At 64.9% G+C, this 16,064-nt stretch carries 15 protein-coding genes and 3 tRNA genes; 10 read left to right on the top strand and 8 right to left on the bottom strand.

The window, feature by feature from the left end; translation table 11 throughout:
- Positions 1-6 precede the first annotated feature (6 nt).
- The 3 genes from GYH29_RS03120 (at position 7) to GYH29_RS03110 (ending at position 244) form a co-directional block, all read left to right on the top strand.
- A tRNA-Glu gene (locus GYH29_RS03120) sits at positions 7-81 on the top strand.
- 3 nt (positions 82-84) lie between these two features.
- Positions 85-161: transfer RNA gene (locus GYH29_RS03115), tRNA-Arg, on the top strand.
- A gap of 8 nt (positions 162-169) precedes the next feature.
- A tRNA-Glu gene (locus tag GYH29_RS03110) sits at positions 170-244 on the top strand.
- A gap of 78 nt (positions 245-322) precedes the next feature.
- On the opposite strand, the gene GYH29_RS03105 is transcribed toward GYH29_RS03110, so the two are convergent.
- Positions 323-1,009 carry a 4'-phosphopantetheinyl transferase family protein gene (locus GYH29_RS03105; protein ID WP_081575518.1) on the bottom strand — a complete coding sequence of 229 codons (687 nt, stop codon included), beginning with the start codon at positions 1,007-1,009 and terminating at the stop codon, positions 323-325.
- A 163-nt stretch (positions 1,010-1,172) separates the two neighbouring features.
- Here GYH29_RS03105 and hemP point away from each other — a divergent pair, with 163 nt between their 5' ends.
- The 6 genes from hemP to GYH29_RS03075 all read left to right on the top strand — a co-directional run bounded on the left by hemP (position 1,173) and on the right by GYH29_RS03075 (position 7,428).
- Positions 1,173-1,346 carry a hemin uptake protein HemP gene (hemP, locus tag GYH29_RS03100; protein WP_081555510.1) on the top strand — a complete coding sequence of 58 codons (174 nt, stop codon included), beginning with the start codon at positions 1,173-1,175 and terminating at the stop codon, positions 1,344-1,346.
- An 81-nt stretch (positions 1,347-1,427) separates the two neighbouring features.
- On the top strand, positions 1,428-3,608 hold the full coding sequence (locus GYH29_RS03095) for a TonB-dependent hemoglobin/transferrin/lactoferrin family receptor (protein WP_081575519.1): 2,181 nt from the start codon (positions 1,428-1,430) through the stop codon (positions 3,606-3,608).
- 60 nt (positions 3,609-3,668) lie between these two features.
- On the top strand, positions 3,669-4,712 hold the full coding sequence (locus GYH29_RS03090) for a hemin-degrading factor (RefSeq protein WP_081575520.1): 1,044 nt from the start codon (positions 3,669-3,671) through the stop codon (positions 4,710-4,712).
- A 214-nt stretch (positions 4,713-4,926) separates the two neighbouring features.
- Positions 4,927-5,637 (top strand): heme/hemin ABC transporter substrate-binding protein, encoded by a 711-nt coding sequence (locus GYH29_RS03085; protein ID WP_232060594.1) that lies wholly within the window; start codon positions 4,927-4,929, stop codon positions 5,635-5,637.
- A complete protein-coding gene (locus GYH29_RS03080) occupies positions 5,634-6,620 on the top strand; it encodes a FecCD family ABC transporter permease (RefSeq protein ID WP_232060503.1) in 987 nt (328 codons plus the stop codon). The genes GYH29_RS03085 and GYH29_RS03080 overlap by 4 nt, the downstream gene beginning before the upstream one ends.
- Positions 6,613-7,428, top strand: coding sequence for an ABC transporter ATP-binding protein (locus GYH29_RS03075; protein WP_161523166.1), 816 nt, complete (start codon positions 6,613-6,615; stop codon positions 7,426-7,428). The genes GYH29_RS03080 and GYH29_RS03075 overlap by 8 nt, the downstream gene beginning before the upstream one ends.
- A 213-nt stretch (positions 7,429-7,641) precedes the next feature.
- Here the strand turns inward: GYH29_RS03075 and GYH29_RS03070 are convergent, their stop codons facing one another.
- The 6 genes from GYH29_RS03070 to GYH29_RS03045 form a co-directional block, all read right to left on the bottom strand.
- On the bottom strand, positions 7,642-8,184 hold the full coding sequence (locus GYH29_RS03070) for a hypoxanthine-guanine phosphoribosyltransferase (RefSeq protein WP_019103182.1): 543 nt from the start codon (positions 8,182-8,184) through the stop codon (positions 7,642-7,644).
- Between the two features lie 82 nt (positions 8,185-8,266).
- Positions 8,267-9,139 carry a UTP--glucose-1-phosphate uridylyltransferase GalU gene (gene galU, locus GYH29_RS03065; protein ID WP_039755999.1) on the bottom strand — a complete coding sequence of 291 codons (873 nt, stop codon included), beginning with the start codon at positions 9,137-9,139 and terminating at the stop codon, positions 8,267-8,269.
- A gap of 73 nt (positions 9,140-9,212) precedes the next feature.
- Positions 9,213-10,637, bottom strand: a complete 1,425-nt coding sequence (locus GYH29_RS03060) for a tetratricopeptide repeat protein (protein ID WP_161523165.1) — start codon at positions 10,635-10,637, stop codon at positions 9,213-9,215.
- Between the two features lie 14 nt (positions 10,638-10,651).
- Positions 10,652-13,072 (bottom strand): NAD-dependent DNA ligase LigA, encoded by a 2,421-nt coding sequence (gene ligA, locus GYH29_RS03055; protein ID WP_161523164.1) that lies wholly within the window; start codon positions 13,070-13,072, stop codon positions 10,652-10,654.
- A 125-nt stretch (positions 13,073-13,197) separates the two neighbouring features.
- Entirely contained in the window at positions 13,198-14,376 is a 1,179-nt protein-coding gene (locus GYH29_RS03050; RefSeq protein ID WP_019103186.1) for a cell division protein ZipA C-terminal FtsZ-binding domain-containing protein, read from the bottom strand.
- A gap of 13 nt (positions 14,377-14,389) precedes the next feature.
- On the bottom strand, positions 14,390-14,683 hold the full coding sequence (locus GYH29_RS03045; RefSeq protein ID WP_161523163.1) for a hypothetical protein: 294 nt from the start codon (positions 14,681-14,683) through the stop codon (positions 14,390-14,392).
- Positions 14,684-14,958: 275 nt separating this feature from the next.
- On the opposite strand from GYH29_RS03045, the gene GYH29_RS03040 reads away from it, so the two are divergent.
- Complete coding sequence (locus tag GYH29_RS03040) at positions 14,959-15,426, top strand: MarR family winged helix-turn-helix transcriptional regulator (RefSeq protein ID WP_019103187.1); 468 nt, start codon at positions 14,959-14,961, stop codon at positions 15,424-15,426.
- Positions 15,427-15,531: 105 nt separating this feature from the next.
- Here the strand turns inward: GYH29_RS03040 and GYH29_RS03035 are convergent, their stop codons facing one another.
- Complete coding sequence (locus GYH29_RS03035; RefSeq protein WP_161523162.1) at positions 15,532-15,816, bottom strand: energy transducer TonB; 285 nt, start codon at positions 15,814-15,816, stop codon at positions 15,532-15,534.
- Positions 15,817-16,064: the final 248 nt, after the last annotated feature.

Here is a 16,064-nt window from a genome sequence, read left to right as displayed (position 1 = left end):
CTTAGTGTCCCTATAGTTTAGCGGTTAGAACACCGCCCTTTCACGGCGGTAGCCGGGGTTCGATTCCCCGTGGGGACGCCACTAGCACCCGTAGCTCAGTTGGATAGAGTATCTGGCTACGAACCAGAGGGTCGGGCGTTCGAATCGCTCCGGGTGCGCCACAATTTAAGTCCCTATAGTTTAGCGGTTAGAACACCGCCCTTTCACGGCGGTAGCCGGGGTTCGATTCCCCGTGGGGACGCCAGCTTTCTCAAAAAGCCCGTCATGGCAACATGACGGGCTTTTTGTTGTTTCCGCCAGGCGGCCATCCGGCCGCCCCGCCTTACCCTTCCGCCCAAGCCAGCGTCGCCCTATACCCCTCCGGTGCCTCCAGCGCCCAGGCTCTTGTCGCCGGCCAGCGCTCAGGCGCGGCCATCCGCAACGGCAGCTCCTTGTTCGTCAGTTCCAAGGCCTCGAACGCGGACAGATGCTGGGCAATACCCACCCCCCAGGCTTTCAGCACCGCCTCCTTGATGGTCCACAACTGAAAGAAAGCCCCCACGTCCCGGCCGTGCCCACATAGCTCCAGCTCCCCCGGCAGCAGGGTCTGCTCCGCCAGCGCCGGCACGTCGCGCATGGGCTGCACCGTTTCGATGTCCACCCCCACTTGCCCGCCGCGCGCGATGGCGATCAGTGCGTAAGCGCCGGAGTGAGACACATTGAAGACAGGCGCTCCAGGCCAAGCCAAGACTGGCTTGCCGTGTTCTCCCAGCTCAAACACCAGCGCGTCCGGCGCCAGGCCGGTCTCTTGCGCCAACAGCCGCCGCAAAGCCAGCCGGGTCAGAGCGAACTGCAGCTGATTGATGGTACGCAGATAGCGCAGGCAACGCTTGCGCTCGTCCTGACTCAAGCCCGCCAGCAGCGCCTCGTCCACCGGCCAATCCACATCCAGCCCCACGCGGTACAGCCGCAAAGCCTGCGGCGCGCCCGCCGGGCAGGGCAAGGGCTTGATCAAAGCGTTCAGTTCCATCCGCCTCTCCGCGCAAAACCGCCATTATCCCCGGCCTGCGCCGGCTCGGCCATGCCGTTTTGTGACCCCCGCGCCACAGGCCCGCCCTTTTCGTTCGCCTCGCGGCCTTGTCCAGCTTGAATTCGATAATGAGAATCGTTACCATTTGGCTATGGATAAATTCATGCAAGCCCACACCGCCTCCAAGTCCGGCTCCGGAACCGGCGCTGCCAGCCTGTCGCCAGTGCTGCGCAGCTGCGAGCTGTTCGCCAAAGGCAAGGAAATCCTGATCGAACATCAGGGCGAGATGTACCGCTTGCAGTTGACCCGCAACGGCAAGCTCATCCTGATCAAATAGGTCCCAGACCACACACACCGCAAGCCAGCCAAAATCAGCCAGCCAGCGGAAGCACCCAACCTTAGGAAGTTTGGAGTTTCCATGGCCATATTTCGCGCCACCCCCTTGGTTTTGAGCCTGGCCGCAGCCTGGCCCGCGCTGGCGGCAACGCCGGCGGAACTGGAGACCGTTCAGGTCACCGCTCACCGCAGCAGCAAACCGCTGGCGGAAACCGCCCCCAACGCCAGCGTGATCTCGCGCCACAAACTGGACGATCAACTGGTGCGCGACATCGCCGACGCGGTCAAATACGAACCCGGCGTGGAAGTGGCCACCGATCCGGCGCGCCGCGGCAACGCCGGCTACACCATCCGCGGCATAGACGGCAACCGCATCCTGATGCTGATCGACGGCATCCGCCTGCCGGAGTCCTATGCCGGCGGCGGCAGCAATAACGGCGCCGTTTCCGGCCGCGACTACGTGGAACTGGAAACCCTGCGCGCCATCGACATCGTCAAGGGCCCCACCTCCAGCCTGTACGGCTCCGACGCCATCGGCGGCGTGGTGGGCTACCGCACCAAGACCGTGGACGATTTCGTCCCGGAGGAGCAAGGCGTGGGCGGCAGCGTCAAGGGCTTTGGCGGCACCGCCGACAACGGCTGGGGCAGCAGCGCCGGCGTGGGCATCAAGGGCGAGCGCAGCGATCTGATGGTGCTCTACACCCACCGCAACGGCCATGAAACCGATAATCAGGGCAATAACGACAGCAGCGGCACGCTGCGCACCAAGCCCAATCCGCAAAGCTGGGACAGCGACAACGTGCTGGCCAAGCTGGGCTTCAAGCCTGCCGCCAATCAGCGGCTGGAGCTGACGCTGGAACACTATCGGCGCGATGCCAATACCAATCTGCTGAACACCTTGACCTCGACGGTACGCAAAAATGAATCAGAGGACAGAACCCAGCGCGACCGTGTGTCGCTGGCCTGGGAGGGTAAACAGCTGGGCGCCTTCGACCGCCTGGCGGTGAAAGCCTATTACCAGAAGCTGGACAACGCGGACACCAACACCGAATGGCGCAGCAACGGCCAGCGCATCTTCTCCGACTACGGCTTCACTCAGGATAGCTACGGCCTGACCCTGGAGGCCGAGCACAACTTCCAGGCCCTCTCCGCCGAGCACCAGCTGCTGTGGGGCGCGGACTTGAGCCGCAGCGACACCAGCCGGCCGCGAATGAAGACCTTGTTCAACACAAATGGCAGCAGCAGCAATGTCGTGGGAACCGATACCTTCCCCAACAAGACCTTCCCGGACAGCCGTTCCGAGCGCATCGGCCTGTTTGTCCAGGATGAGATCAAGTTCGGCAACGGCCTGGTGGCCTCGCCGTCGCTGCGCTGGGATCACTACAAGATGACGCCGCAGCCGGACCAGGCCTTCGCCAACGGCAACCCCAACAACTATCAGGTGCCCACCTTCAAGGACGGCGCCTTCTCGCCCAAGCTGGGCCTGAGCCTGCCCTTCGCCGATCATTACACCGGCTTCCTGCAGTTCTCCTCCGGCTTCCGCGCGCCGCCGTTCGATGATGCCAATATGGCTTTCTCCAATACAGCTGGCAGCTACAAATACCAGGTCATTCCCAATCCCAACCTGAAATCGGAAACCAGTCGCGGCGTTGAACTGGGACTTAAGGGCCAGTGGACGGACTTTGACTTCGGCGTCACCGCCTATGCCAACCGCTACCAGGACTTCATTGATCGAGTTGGACTGGGCATGATTGATGGCTTTGACACCTACCAGTACCAGAATGTCGGCAAAGTCGATATCAAGGGCGTGGAAGGCCGCGCCGCCTGGCGATTCGCGCCGAGCTGGCGCGCGATGGCCTCCATCGCCTACACCCATGGCCAGAACAAGCAAACGAACGAGCCCTTAGCCAGCATCAGCCCGCTGAACGCCACGCTGGGCCTGCGCTATGACCAGGCGAACTTCGGCGGCGAGGCCTTGCTGAAACTGGCCCGCGCCAATACTCGCCTTCCCAACCTGCGTCCTGAAGAAGCACGCGGCCAAAGCACCACCCCGTTCAAAGCGCCCGGCTACGCGGTGCTGGACCTGACCGCTTACTGGAAACCAGCCAAGAACACGGTGCTGCGCGCCGGCGTGTTCAACGTCTTCGACCAGAAATACTGGAAAGCCGCCGATGTGCGCGGCAAGTCCAGCAGCGACCGCACGCTGGACCTGTTCACTCAGCCTGGCCGCAACGTCAGCGCCAGCGTCGAATACACCTTCTGACCGCGAGCGCCCGCCCCTTGGCGGGCGCCCGCCTTTGATCGCTCCAAGGAGAACCCGAATATGACCGACTTCAGCCAGCTGTGGGATCGCTTCCAAATCCTGAAAGCCAGCCAGCCGAAACTGCGCGCGCGCGACGCCGCCGACGCGCTGGGCGTCAGCGAAGCCGAGCTGGTGGCCGCCGATCCGGCGAGCCAGGCCCTGCGGCCGCATTGGAACGACATCTTGAGCCAGATCGGCCACCTGGGCCCGGTGATGGCGCTAACGCGCAATCACGCTTGCGTGCATGAAACCACCGGCGATTACCGCAATGTGCAGATCGACGGCAAGATCGGCCTGGCCATCAACCCGGTCATCGACCTGCGCATTTTCCTGTTCCATTGGCAGCACGCCTTCGCGGTCACCACGGCCGGCGCGCGCGGCGAACAGCGCAGCCTGCAATTCTTCGACCGCTTCGGCGAAGCGGTGCACAAAATCTATCTGACCGCCAATAGCGACGTGGCCGCCTATCAGCGCCTGGTGGAGAGCTTCGCCGCGCCCAAGACCGTGCTGCGCGTAGATCCGCCGGAAGCCGAAGCGGCGGAGCTGGACGACGAGGCCATCGACAAGGCAGGCTTCCAGCAGGAGTGGCGGAGCCTTAAAGACGTGCACGCCTTCCACCCCTTCCTGCGCCGCTGGGGCGTGTCCCGTCAACAAGGCTTTCGCCTGGCGCCTGAAGGCCAGGCCTGGCGCGTGCTGCCGGAAGCGGTGGAGCAATTGCTGCGCCGCGCCGCCCATATCGAAGCCCCCATCATGGTATTCGCCGGCAACCGCGGCATGATCCAGATCCACACCGGCCCGGTGCGCAATGTGCAGATCGTCGGCAACTGGCTCAATGTGCTGGACTCTCACTTCAACCTGCATCTGCGCACCGATCTGATTGCCGAGGCTTGGGTCACCCGCAAGCCGGGCGACCACGGCGTGGTGACCTCGCTGGAACTGTTCGACGACCAGGGCCTGTCGCTGGCCACTTTCTTTGGCGAACGCAAGCCAGGCCAAGCGGAACGCGTGGAATGGATCAAGCTGCTGGGCGAACTGCCGGCACTGGAGCGCGCCGATGTCGCCTAAATTCGCCTTCGCCGCCCTGCTGGGCCTGGCTGCCGCTTTGCCCGTCTGGGCAGGGAACCTCGAAAAACCGTCGCGAGCCGTTCGAGAGCAAGGCGCACCGCGCGCAGCGACCGAGATAGTACAAACGGTACAGCGAGGGAGCGAGCACGGAGCAACGCAGCTATCGAACCGCACAGCAGGTGTTTCGAGGCTTCCCACGCAACGCATCGTGGTGATGACCCCCGACATCGCCGATATCGTAGTGGCGCTGGACGCCGGCAAGGAAGTCGTCGGCCGCGACCGTTCCAGCAAAGCGCCGGCTTTGGCCCAGGCGCAAGTGGTGGGTTTCTCCCGCGCGCTGAACGCCGAAACCATCGCCCGGCTCAAACCCACCCTGGTGTTGGGCAGCGCCGAGGCGCAACCGCCCACGGTGTGGGCCCAGCTGCGCCAATTGCAGGTGCGCGCCGAGGAAGTGACGCGCCGCGAGGACGGCGCGGATTTCGCCGACGCGATCCGCAAAGTGGGGCAACTCTTGGGCCGCGACGCCCACGCCCAGCAACTGGCCAGCCGCTGGCAGCGCGAGATGACGCCGCGCCCGGCGCGCGGCGTGCGCTACTTGGTCAGCTATGACGGCCAACTGGTGGCCGGCCGCGACACCGCCGCCGACACCCTGATCCGCGCCGCCGGCGGCGTCAACGTCGCCAGCCAGCTGTCCGGCTTCAAGCCGATGGCGCGCGACGCCTGGCAGAGCCTGCGGCCGGACGTGATCATTCTGGGCAGCCACACCGGTGCGGTGCACGGCGGCAAGGAAGCCTTCTCCAAACGGCCGGAAATCGCTTCCACGCCGGCCGGAAAACAAGGCCGCATCTACCTGCTGCCGGCCAAGGACTCGATGATGGTGGGCCTGAACAGCCCGGCGGTGGTCGAGCAGATGGTGAAGATGTGAGCGCGCTGACCATAGACGCCGCCGCGCCCAATCGCGGCCGCTGGCTGCTGCTGGGCCTGATCGCCGCCAGCCTGCTGTTGCCCTTGCTGGCCTTGTCCAGCGGCGGCAACGGCCTGGCCTGGCCGGACTTCAGCGATCCGCTGCTGACCCAGCTGCGGCTGCCTCGCATCGCCGCGGCGCTGGGCGTGGGCGCGGCGCTGGCCGCCAGCGGCGCGGCCTTGCAGGCGCTGTTCCGCAATCCGCTGGCCGACCCCGGCCTGATCGGCACCTCCAGCGGCGCGGCGCTGGCCGTGGTCAGCATGCTGGCCATCGGCGCCGCCGGCCTGTCCTTGCCGCTGGCCGCCTTTGGCGGCGGCCTGCTGGCCACCTGGCTGATCCTGTTGCTGTCGCGGCTGGTCCGCGGCGGCCTGGCCGGTCTGCTGTTGATGGGCTTGGTGGTGGGCGCCTTCTGCGGCGCGGTCACCAGCCTGATGATTTTCATGTCCGACGACCTGACCCTGCGCGCCGCCACCAGCTGGCTGGCCGGCAATCTGTCCTCCGCTTCGTCGGAACGGCTGCTGGCCTGCCTGGGCGTAGCCGCCCTGGGCTTGCTGATCCTGATCGCGGTGGGCCGCGATCTGGACTGCCTACTGCTGGGCGAAGACGCCGCCCAATCCCTGGGCATCGACGTGCGTCGCACCCGCCGGCTCACCGCCGTTGGCGCGGCGCTGGCCACCGGCGGCGCGGTGGCGCTGTCCGGAGTGATCGGCTTCGTCGGCATGATGATCCCCAACGCGCTGGCCCTGCTGATGGGCGGCTGCCGCCGCAGGCTGATCCTACTGTCGGCCTGGGCCGGTGCCTTGTTCCTGCTGGCGGTGGACACGCTGGCGCGCACCATCGCCTGGCCCATTGATCTGCCTGTGGGCCTGATGGCGGCATTCGCCGGCCCGCCGTTCTTCGTATGGCTGTTCCGGCGACAACAAAGGAGTCTGATCAATGGCTGAAACCACAACCCTGTGCGTGCGCCAGCTGGCCTGCGACATCGGCGGCAAGCGGATTCTGGACGACATCAACCTGGATTTGCCCACCGGCCGGGTCAGCGCGCTGCTAGGCCCCAACGGCGCCGGCAAAACCACCTTGATGCGGCTGCTGGCCGGCCTGGACACGCCCAGCGCCGGCGCGGTGCGCCTGGCCGGCCAGTGCGTCGGCCGCATGGAGCCGTCGGTGCGCGCCCGCCGCATCGCCTGGGTGCCGCAGCACATTCCCTCCGGCATTCCGCTGACGGTGCGCGAGTTCGTAATGCTGGGCCGCGTGCCCTACCTCGGCGCTTTCTCTCGTCCGCGGGTTGAGGACAAAAGCGCGGTGGCGGATGCCCTGGGCACGGTGGAGCTGGATGATTACGCCGACAAACGGTTGGATCAATTATCCGGCGGCGAACGCCAGCGCGCGGCCATCGCCCGCGCCTTGGCGCAGCAAGCGCCGGTGCTGCTGCTGGACGAGCCCACCAATCACCTGGACCTGCGCCACCAGCACCGCTTGCAACAACTGCTGCTGGAGCTGTCCCGCCAGGGCCGCACCGTGGTGCAGGTGCTGCACGATCTGGCGCTGGCCGCCAGCTACGCCGACCACGTGGCCTTGCTGGAACAGGGCCGGCTGGTGGTGGCCGGCGCGCCGGAACAGGTGCTGACGCCGGAGCGGCTGCTGGCGGTCTACCGCTGGCCAGTGCGTTTGCAGCGCAACGGCAACGACTGGCAGGTCAACGCCGCCTTGGCGCAGGCACAAAAGCCCGCGGCACTGGCTGCCGGGGCCTGAGAACTTGTTCAAAGTCTGCTGCGCTTCGTGAAGCGTTGCACGGTGAGTACAAGCTCAAAATGCTCATGCACCCAACCATTCCGCTTCCTCAGCGGTTTTCGCCTTGTCTCGCCCTAGTTCGCGAAACTTTGAACAGACTCTGAGACCAAGTCCAAAAATAAAAACCCCCGGCTTGCTTGTGCGAGCCGGGGGTTTTTCGCGATCTGGCCGCGCTTATTTCAACGCGTAGATCGCCGGCAGATTGCGCCAGGCGCCGCGCACGTCCATGCCGTAACCGAACACGTAGCGGTCCGGCACGTCCAGGCCGACGAAGTCCGCCAGCATCGGCTTTTCCTTGCTGATCAGCTTGTTGGCGAACACGCCGCTGTAGAAGGCCTTGGCGCCCATGGCCATCACTTTGTCGCGGATCGCCGCCATGGTGTGGCCTTCGTCCAGGATATCGTCCAGCACCAGCACCACGCGGTCGCGCACGTCTTCCTTGGGCGCTTGTTTCCACACCAGCTCGCCGCCCTGGGTCTTGTCGCCGTAGCGAGACACGTGAACGTAGTCAAAGTCCAGCGGGAAAGCCAGGCGCGGCAGCAACTGGCCGGTAAACACCACGGCGCCGCCCATCACGGACAAGACCAGCGGATAGGTTTCGCCCAGTTCCTCGGTGATTTCCACCGCCATGCGGTCAACGGCCGCGCTGACTTCCTCGGCGGTAAACAGCACGTCGGAGCTGTTGATCAGGCCACGGGCCTCGGCAATATTGGGCATGATGACTCCTTGATTCACACACGCAAACGCCGCTCTTGCCCATATCATCAAAAAAACAGGAGCGGCGTGATTGAAAAAACGATTAGTTCTTGGCCAGCGAGCGCAGATAGGCTGCGAACTCGACGCCCACCTCATGATGCTGCAAACCGTAATTGACCGTGGCTTTAAGATAGCCCAGCTTGGAGCCGCAGTCGTAACGCACGCCCTTGAACGGCAGCGCCAACACCGGCTCGTCCTTCATCAGCGCCGCGATGCCGTCGGTCAGCTGGATTTCGCCGCCAGCGCCGGCCGTGGTGTTGACCAGCTTGTCGAAGATGCGCGGGGTCAGGATGTAACGGCCCACCACCGCCAGATTGGACGGCGCCACTTCCGGACGCGGCTTTTCCACAATGTGCTCGACTTGCTGATGGCCGCGCGCGTCCGGCGCCACCTTGACGATGCCGTAGGAACTGGTTTCTTCCGGTGCCACGGTTTCCACTCCCAGCACCGAAGCATGGGTTTCGTCGAACAGCTTGACCATCTGCTCCATCGCGCCCGGCGCGCCTTCAATCAGGTCGTCGGCCAGGATCACCGCGAACGGCTCGTTACCCACCACCGGCCGCGCGCACAGCACCGCGTGGCCCAAACCAAGCGCCTCGGTCTGACGGATGAAGATGCAAGACACCGACGGCGGAATAATGCCCTGAACGGTTTCCAGCAGCTTCTGCTTATTCTTGTTTTCCAGTTCGGTTTCCAGCTCGTAAGCCTTGTCGAAATGGTCTTCAATCGAACGCTTGTTGCGGCCGGTGATGAAAATCAACTCGGTCATGCCCGCGGCAATCGCCTCTTCCACCGCGTACTGGATCAGCGGTTTGTCCACCACCGGCAGCATTTCCTTGGGGCTGGCCTTGGTGGCCGGCAGGAAGCGGGTGCCCAGGCCGGCGACGGGAAAGACCGCTTTCGTGATTTTTTTCATGCCCATTCTCGTTAACAAGCGTTGACAGGCGCGCATTCTACCGCGCCCCGGCCCGCGGGTGAAAGTCCCGGCCTCACAAACCGGCGGCAAAACGCCGCGCCAGCGCCTGAGCCGCGTTTTCCAGCACCGGCCCCCAAACGCCGGCTTCCGCCTGACGCCAGACCCGCATCGAGTCGTACCACGGGGCTCGCTCGCCGGCGGCCAGGAAGAAGGGCGCGCTTTCCGCGCGCATCAACACCCACACCGGCTTGCCCATCGCCCCGGCCAGGTGGGCGACGGCGGTGTCCACGGTGATCACCAGATCCAGCTCCGCCACCCAGGCGGCGGTGTCGGCGAAATCGCTCAAGGCCGGCGTGGCCAACAAAGCTTGCAAAGCCGAAGGCGGCTCGCCCTGCTGCAGGGACACAAAATCAATGCCGGGCAGCCGGCACAGCGCGGCGAACTCTTCCGGCGGCACCGATTTGTGGCGACGCCAATGATCGGCCTTGCCCACGCCCCATTGTCCGCTCTCCCACACCACGCCGACGCGCGGCCGGCCGCCGCGGCACGGCGGGATGCTTGCCGCCGGCACCGCCGCCAGATAAGGCTGAGCGGGCAGATTGTCCAAGGTGATGCCCAACACGCCCGGCAAGGACATCAGCGGCAGTTGGCAATCGAACACCGGCGCGGCCTCCGGCTCCAACAATTCCACGCCATCGAATTGAGCGAACAGGCGGTGGAAGGTTTTGGGGCAGGCCAATAGCAGGCGCGCCCTCGGGTGCTCGGCTCGCAACCGCGGCAGGAAACGCGCCATCTGGAGGCCGTCGCCCAAGCCCTGTTCCGCCCAGAGCAGCAAGGTGGATGCGCCCAGCGCTTGGCCTTGCCAGCGCCGATCGTGGTGGCGCGGCTGCAGAATGGCCTCCCAGCGCGCCTCGTAATACGGCCAGGCCTCGGCGTAGCGGCCGGCCAGCAATAGCGCGATGGACAGGCTGAAACGCAGATTGGCGTCGTCCGGGTCCAGTTCCAGACCGCCTTGCAGCACAGCGATGGCGTCGTCCAGCAATAAGGCGCAGGTGCAGGCATAGCCCAGGTTGTTGCATCGCGCCGGACTGACTCCGGCCAGCTCGATGGCGCGCAAATGGCAGGCGATGGCTTCCTGATATTGCAAGCGGTGCTGCAAAACCACGCCCAGGTTGCTCCAAGCGTCCACATGCTCGGGCTCCGCCGCCAGCGCCTCGCGCAACAGCGCCTCCGCCAGCTCCAATTCGCCCAATTCCTTGAGCAGCACAGCCAGATTGCATTTGATGTTGACGGACTGCGGATTGAGCGCGGCGGCGGCCAGGTAGTCGTCCAGCGCGCGCGCGCTGTCGCCTTGGCGCAGGCGGGCGTTGGCGCGGTTGGCCAGCGCCTGCCAATCCTTGGCGTTCCGCCTCAGACATTGATCAAACGCCTGCTCCGCCTCGCGCCAGCGGCCTTCCGCCGCGAATTGATTGCCTTGTTCAAAGGCTTGGTCCGCCATATCCGCTCCTTGGCTTACTTTCCGGCCAGCAAGGCTTGCAAGCCGGCTTCGTCCACAATCGCCACGCCCAGTTCTTCCGCCTTGGCCAGCTTGCTGCCGGCCTCCGCTCCCGCGACGACGTAATGGGTTTTCTTGGAGACGCTGCCGGATACCTTGCCGCCGGCGGCTTCTATCAACTCCTTGGCCTGATCCCGGCTCAAGGTCGGCAGCGTGCCGGTCAGCACCAGGGTCTTGCCTTCCAGCACCCCAGCCGCCGCGGCTTGCGCCGGCAGCGCCGCCAGGATCTCGTCAACCAAGGCGGCCAGCGCGCGCAGGCTGTCGCGCTTGCCCGGCAAATCAAGCCAGTCGGCCAGCGCGTTGATCACCTCGGCCGGCAACTCCAGATCCAGCAGCGCGCGCCGCTCGCGTTCGGCCAAGGCGGCCAGGCCGTCTATCTGCGCCGCCAATTGCTGGCTGCGCACCTCGGTCAAACGCGTAATGTCCAGCCGCGCCAGCAACACGGCCGGCTGTAGGCGCTCGGCCAGGCGCGGGGACGGCGCGTGCTCGTCGGCCGGGGCGACATGACTCAACAACGCGTCCAGCGCGGCTTCGTTATTGGCTTCGGCGAAAAAGTCTGCCAGCGATTCCGCCACCACGCCGCCAATATCCGGCAACGCCGCGAACAAGGCCGCCGGCGAACGGCGGATCAAGCTCATCGTCCCCAGCCAATCGGCCAAGGTTTTGGCGGTGGATTCGCCCACATGGCGGATGCCCAGCGCGAATAACAGCCTCGCCAGCGGCGGCCGTCGGCTGGCGGCGATCGCCTCGATCAGGTTTTCCGCCCACTTGCTAGCCACCTTGCCCGCCTTGACGGTTTCCGGAGTCACGCCTTCGTCCTCATCGGCGCGGCGCTTCATCTCCAGCAAGTCTTCCAGCGTCAGCCGATACAGATCGGCCACGCCGCGCACATAGTCGTACTCCACCAGCTTGTCGATATAGCGTTCGCCAAGACCGTCGATATCCATCATGCGGCGGCCGGCGAAGTGTTGAATCGCCTGGCTGCGCTGGGCGCGGCAGGACAAGCCGCCGGAGCAGCGCGCCACCGCCTCGCCCTCTTCGCGCACCACGTGGCTGCCGCAGACCGGACAGACCGCCGGCAAACGATAGGCGGGGTATTGCGGCGTTTCGCCGGCGCTGAACAGATCGCCTCCGGCTGCCGGCTGCATTGGCCGGCGCTCCAGCACCACGGACACCACCTCGGGGATCACGTCGCCGGCGCGGCGCACAATCACGGTATCGCCGACGCGCACATCCTTGCGCCGCGCCTCGTCCTCATTGTGCAGGGTAGCGTTGGTGACGGTGACGCCGCCGACGAACACCGGCTTCAAGCGCGCCACCGGGGTGATGGCGCCGGTGCGCCCCACTTGCTCCTCGATCGCCTCAACTTGAGTCAGCGCCTCCTCGGCCGGAAACTTGTGGGCGATGGCCCAGCGCGGCGCGCGCGACACAAAGCCCAGTTCATCCTGCAAGGCGCGCTGGTTGACCTTGTACACCACGCCGTCGATATCGAAAGGCAGGCCGGGACGTCGCTGCCTCACCTGTTCGTAATAGGCGATCAAGCCATCCACGCCGCGCACCACCGGCCGCAAATCCTCGGCCACCACCGGGAAGCCCAGCTCGCGCAACCAGGCCATTTCAGCGCTGTGGCTGGCCGGCCAGTCCGCGCCTGCCACCTGAGCGATGGAATAGGCGAAGAAAGACAAGCGGCGCTGAGCAGTGATGCGCGAATCCAGCTGACGCAGGCTGCCAGCGGCGGCGTTGCGCGGATTGGCGAAGGTCTTGTCGCCGCGCGCCGCCTGCTCGGCGTTGAGCTTGTCGAAGTCCTGTTTCAGCATCAACACTTCGCCGCGCACTTCCAGCAGGCTGGGCACGGCGGCCCCTGCCGGCAAACGCAGCGGAATCGCGCGCACGGTACGGATGTTCTCGGTGACGTTTTCGCCCGTCACGCCGTCTCCGCGAGTCGCAGCCTGGACCAGCACGCCGTCGCGGTAGAGCAAAGAGATCGCCAGGCCGTCGAACTTGGGCTCTGTTGCGTACTCCACCTCCGCGGCGTCCAGGCCCTTGCGCACCCGCTCATCGAACTGCAGCAGTTCCTCATGGCGCAGTTCCCGCTCGCTCAGTTGCATATCGGAAAACGCGTTGGACAGCGACAGCATGGGCACGCTGTGGGTCACTTGCTGGAACTCGTCCAGCGGCGCGCCGCCGACGCGTCGGGTAGGCGAATCCGCGCTCGCCAGTTCCGGGTGCTCCTGTTCCAGCTGCTGCAGCTCCCGGAACAGGCGGTCGTATTCGGCGTCCGGCACCGTGGGCGCGTCCAGCACATAGTATTCGTGGCCGTAGCGGTTCAGCAGTTGATGCAGTTCGGCTACGCGCTGTTGCGGGGTGAGGGTGGTCATGTTCAGTCGGACTCAAACAGAAAAAGCCGGCGTGGCGCCGGCCTTGGAAACGGAAGATTATCGAGCGGGCCGATTACCCCAGTGTAGCGGCTGGACAGCAAAGAGACACCGGGGCTTGCGGCCGGTCAGGCAAACAGCCGCAAGGCGGCCACGCTGCCGGGGGCGATGCCGCGGTCGTCCATGCTGCCGTAGATGTGCAGCAATTGGTCGCGAATGCGGGTCAGGCCGGCGTCGGACAGCGGACGGCGGTTGTCGTCCACCAGTTGGGCGTCGAACTCCTGCGCCAACTGGCGCGCGAAATACACGGCCCGGTCGAACACCTCGACCCCGCCGGCCACGCGCGGCACGTCGAACAACAGAGTCAGCGCCGGGAAGGATTTGTCCAGCAGCGTGTGGAAGGTGAACGGCATCTGGTCGGCCGCCATCAGCGAATACAGGGTGTTGCCGGAGTCCGCCAGGTAATGGAAAGCGCCGTCCGGCTCCAGTTGCAGGCCGGCGGCCTCGGCGAAACTGCGCAGCCGGGTGCCTTCTATCGGCCCCTGCGGCACGATGTTGATGCCGATCAGCACGTCCACGTCGGCGCAGAAACGGTCCAGCTCGCGCGCCGCCACCAGCTTCTGCTGACGCTGCGGGAAACTGACCGCGGCGTCGTGCTCCTCGGCGAAACGCGATACTTGTTGGCAGAAACCGGCCAGTTCCTGCTCAGTCACCGCACCGCTGCGATCCACCATCTGCATGCTGACGTTGATCTGCTTGTAACGGGTTCCAGGCAGGGCTTCGGCCGGCTTCCACAGGCCTTTTTCCGTGCGGCCTATCAATTGGGTGCGCTTGCCCACGTTGAAACGCGGGATCGCCGCCAGCTCGTGCGGCGCATGGAACACCACCTCGGCGATGAAATCCAAAGACGGGTCCAGCATCGCCACCACCAGCGCCTGGTGATCGGCGGAGTCCATCTGCGGAGCCTCGTCCTCTTCCTCCACCACCGGCACCGCGTCGAAGACCGCCTCGCGCGGCCGGTCAGGCTCGGCTCGCGCCTGCTCCACGGGGATTTGCGGCTCAAAGTAAGCGGCGGCGTAGTCGTCCGGCTCCGGCGAGGCGTCCACCAGCACCGGTTCCATCCGGTCCTGCTTCACGCCGTCGCGCACATTGTTCTTGGGTACGTCCAGCAGCACGTCGTCGTGGCCGCGCGTGAAGGCCTGGCGAGTCTTCTTGCGAAAACGCCATTCCTGAAAAGCATTGAATCCGTACACCAGAGCGATCACCGCGCCGCCCAGTATCAATACACCAATCTGTAATTCGCTCATCAGCCAGTCCGCATTAAGGCGAATAATCGAAGCCGTCGGCAGCCTCCTCGCCGCGCGCCGGCGCATCTCTCAATGCGCGATGCGGCGTCTTTCGGCAATAGCCGGGCCGACAGCCTCCCTTTAAGTATTCGGCAACAAAACCGTTCGAATCTGGCGTTTCGGCCAGTCGAGAACGGCGATAGACCACGGTTATTATAACGAAAGCCTCAGCTTGCGCATCATTTGGCGGCAATTTAGACGTAAATGCCGTGCCGCCAGCGTAAATCAAGCCGGGGCGATAGCTGATGCGGGCAATTTGGCGCTTCAAACCGGGTTCTCAACCTGAATTGGATGCCGAATCGCCCCTGCTGGTTCCATCAGACCGCGTAGAACGGCTCCAGCCAACCGTTGTACGTCGCGAATCGGCCCGCCGCAAGCGGGCCAAATGGAAGCGGAACGTCATTTTCAGTGCCGAAAGGTCCGGCAGATGACATTTCTGACAGGGGCGCTCTGAAATATCTCGTGCCAGAATATTTCGTGTTCATGCAAATGAATGATTCCAAATCGTCTTAAACACTGCTTAGGAAAGCAAGGGATAGATCGATGAAAAACACTTCTCAAGCCAGTTTCCTTCCGGTGGTCCACGAGCTGGCGCGCACCTACCAGGCATTCGAACAGTTTGCCAGCCAGCACATTCGTCAGCTGGGCCTGACTCCGCCGCAATTCGACGTGGTCGCCACCCTGGGCCATAGCAAGGGCATGAATTGCAAGGAGCTGTCCGACCGCACGTTGATCACCAAAGGGACGCTGACCGGCGTCATTGACCGGCTGGAAGACAAGGGTCTGGTTACCCGCACCATGCAGCCAAACGATCGCCGCAGCGTGTTCGTTTCCTTGACCCAGCACGGCGAACGTCTGTTCGATCAGGCCTTCCCCGCTCATATCGACTATATGCAGATCGCCTTCAAACGCTTTGGCGAACACGACCTGTCCGGCTTCTGCCAGGAACTGGGCCGCCTGCGCGAAGGCTTCAGCCTGGCGCTGGAGGAGCAGGAAGAAGTCACGGCTTAGCATCTCCAGCCGTCACCGCCCTTTACCCGGCGGCGAGACGCGGCCCCGCGATGCGGCCCGCGCCCTCGCCGCCATTGCATTTTCAATTCCGGCCGCGCCCGCGGCTCAAGGGCTTTGAAAACGCACCGGCACCATCAACACCGAATCCACCGCCTGGCCATTGCGTTTGGCCGGCGCGAAGCGCCAACGCTCCACCGTGGTCTTGGCCGCTCGGTCCAGCCGCGGATAACCGCTGCTGACGGCCACCGTCACCTCGCCGGAGCGGCCGGCGGCGCTAACGCTCACCCGCAGTAAAACCGTACCCTGCTCGCCGTTTTCCCGTGAGCGTTCCGGGTATTCCGGCTGCGGATTGTTCAGATATTCCGCGCGGTACAATGCCACGCTGTCCACGCCGCCCTGCGATGTGCCGCCGCCCCCCGACCGCGCGGCGGCCCCGCTCTTCGCACCACTGTCGCCGGCGGACTCAACGGCGCTTGTCGCCGGCCCGGCCAGGCCGGCCTCAGGTAAAAGCGGAGGCGCCGCAAAACGGGCGCTTGGCTTGGAGCTTGGCCTGGCCGCCGCTTTATTTTCAACCTTGTTGCCGGCCTGATTCCCGGTCTTGGCCGCATTTTGAGCGATAACGGGCTCAGGTCCGCCCG

The sequence above is a fragment of the Chromobacterium haemolyticum genome, assembly GCF_009936155.1.
GTDB lineage: Bacteria > Pseudomonadota > Gammaproteobacteria > Burkholderiales > Chromobacteriaceae > Chromobacterium > Chromobacterium haemolyticum.
The sequence above is the reverse complement of the archived record's forward strand: the minus strand, read 5'-3'. Positions and strand labels throughout refer to the sequence as shown.

What these genes read in the sequence shown, in the direction of transcription:
- GYH29_RS03105 (WP_081575518.1), bottom strand. Translation starts at nt 1,009, where the DNA reads ATGGAACTGAACGCTTTGATCAAGCCCTTGCCCTGCCCGGCGGGCGCG.
- hemP (WP_081555510.1), top strand. Translation starts at nt 1,173, where the DNA reads ATGCAAGCCCACACCGCCTCCAAGTCCGGCTCCGGAACCGGCGCTGCC.
- GYH29_RS03095 (WP_081575519.1), top strand. Translation starts at nt 1,428, where the DNA reads ATGGCCATATTTCGCGCCACCCCCTTGGTTTTGAGCCTGGCCGCAGCC.
- GYH29_RS03090 (WP_081575520.1), top strand. Translation starts at nt 3,669, where the DNA reads ATGACCGACTTCAGCCAGCTGTGGGATCGCTTCCAAATCCTGAAAGCC.
- GYH29_RS03085 (WP_232060594.1), top strand. Translation starts at nt 4,927, where the DNA reads ATGACCCCCGACATCGCCGATATCGTAGTGGCGCTGGACGCCGGCAAG.
- GYH29_RS03075 (WP_161523166.1), top strand. Translation starts at nt 6,613, where the DNA reads ATGGCTGAAACCACAACCCTGTGCGTGCGCCAGCTGGCCTGCGACATC.
- GYH29_RS03070 (WP_019103182.1), bottom strand. Translation starts at nt 8,184, where the DNA reads ATGCCCAATATTGCCGAGGCCCGTGGCCTGATCAACAGCTCCGACGTG.
- galU (WP_039755999.1), bottom strand. Translation starts at nt 9,139, where the DNA reads ATGAAAAAAATCACGAAAGCGGTCTTTCCCGTCGCCGGCCTGGGCACC.
- GYH29_RS03060 (WP_161523165.1), bottom strand. Translation starts at nt 10,637, where the DNA reads ATGGCGGACCAAGCCTTTGAACAAGGCAATCAATTCGCGGCGGAAGGC.
- ligA (WP_161523164.1), bottom strand. Translation starts at nt 13,072, where the DNA reads ATGACCACCCTCACCCCGCAACAGCGCGTAGCCGAACTGCATCAACTG.
- GYH29_RS03050 (WP_019103186.1), bottom strand. Translation starts at nt 14,376, where the DNA reads ATGAGCGAATTACAGATTGGTGTATTGATACTGGGCGGCGCGGTGATC.
- GYH29_RS03040 (WP_019103187.1), top strand. Translation starts at nt 14,959, where the DNA reads ATGAAAAACACTTCTCAAGCCAGTTTCCTTCCGGTGGTCCACGAGCTG.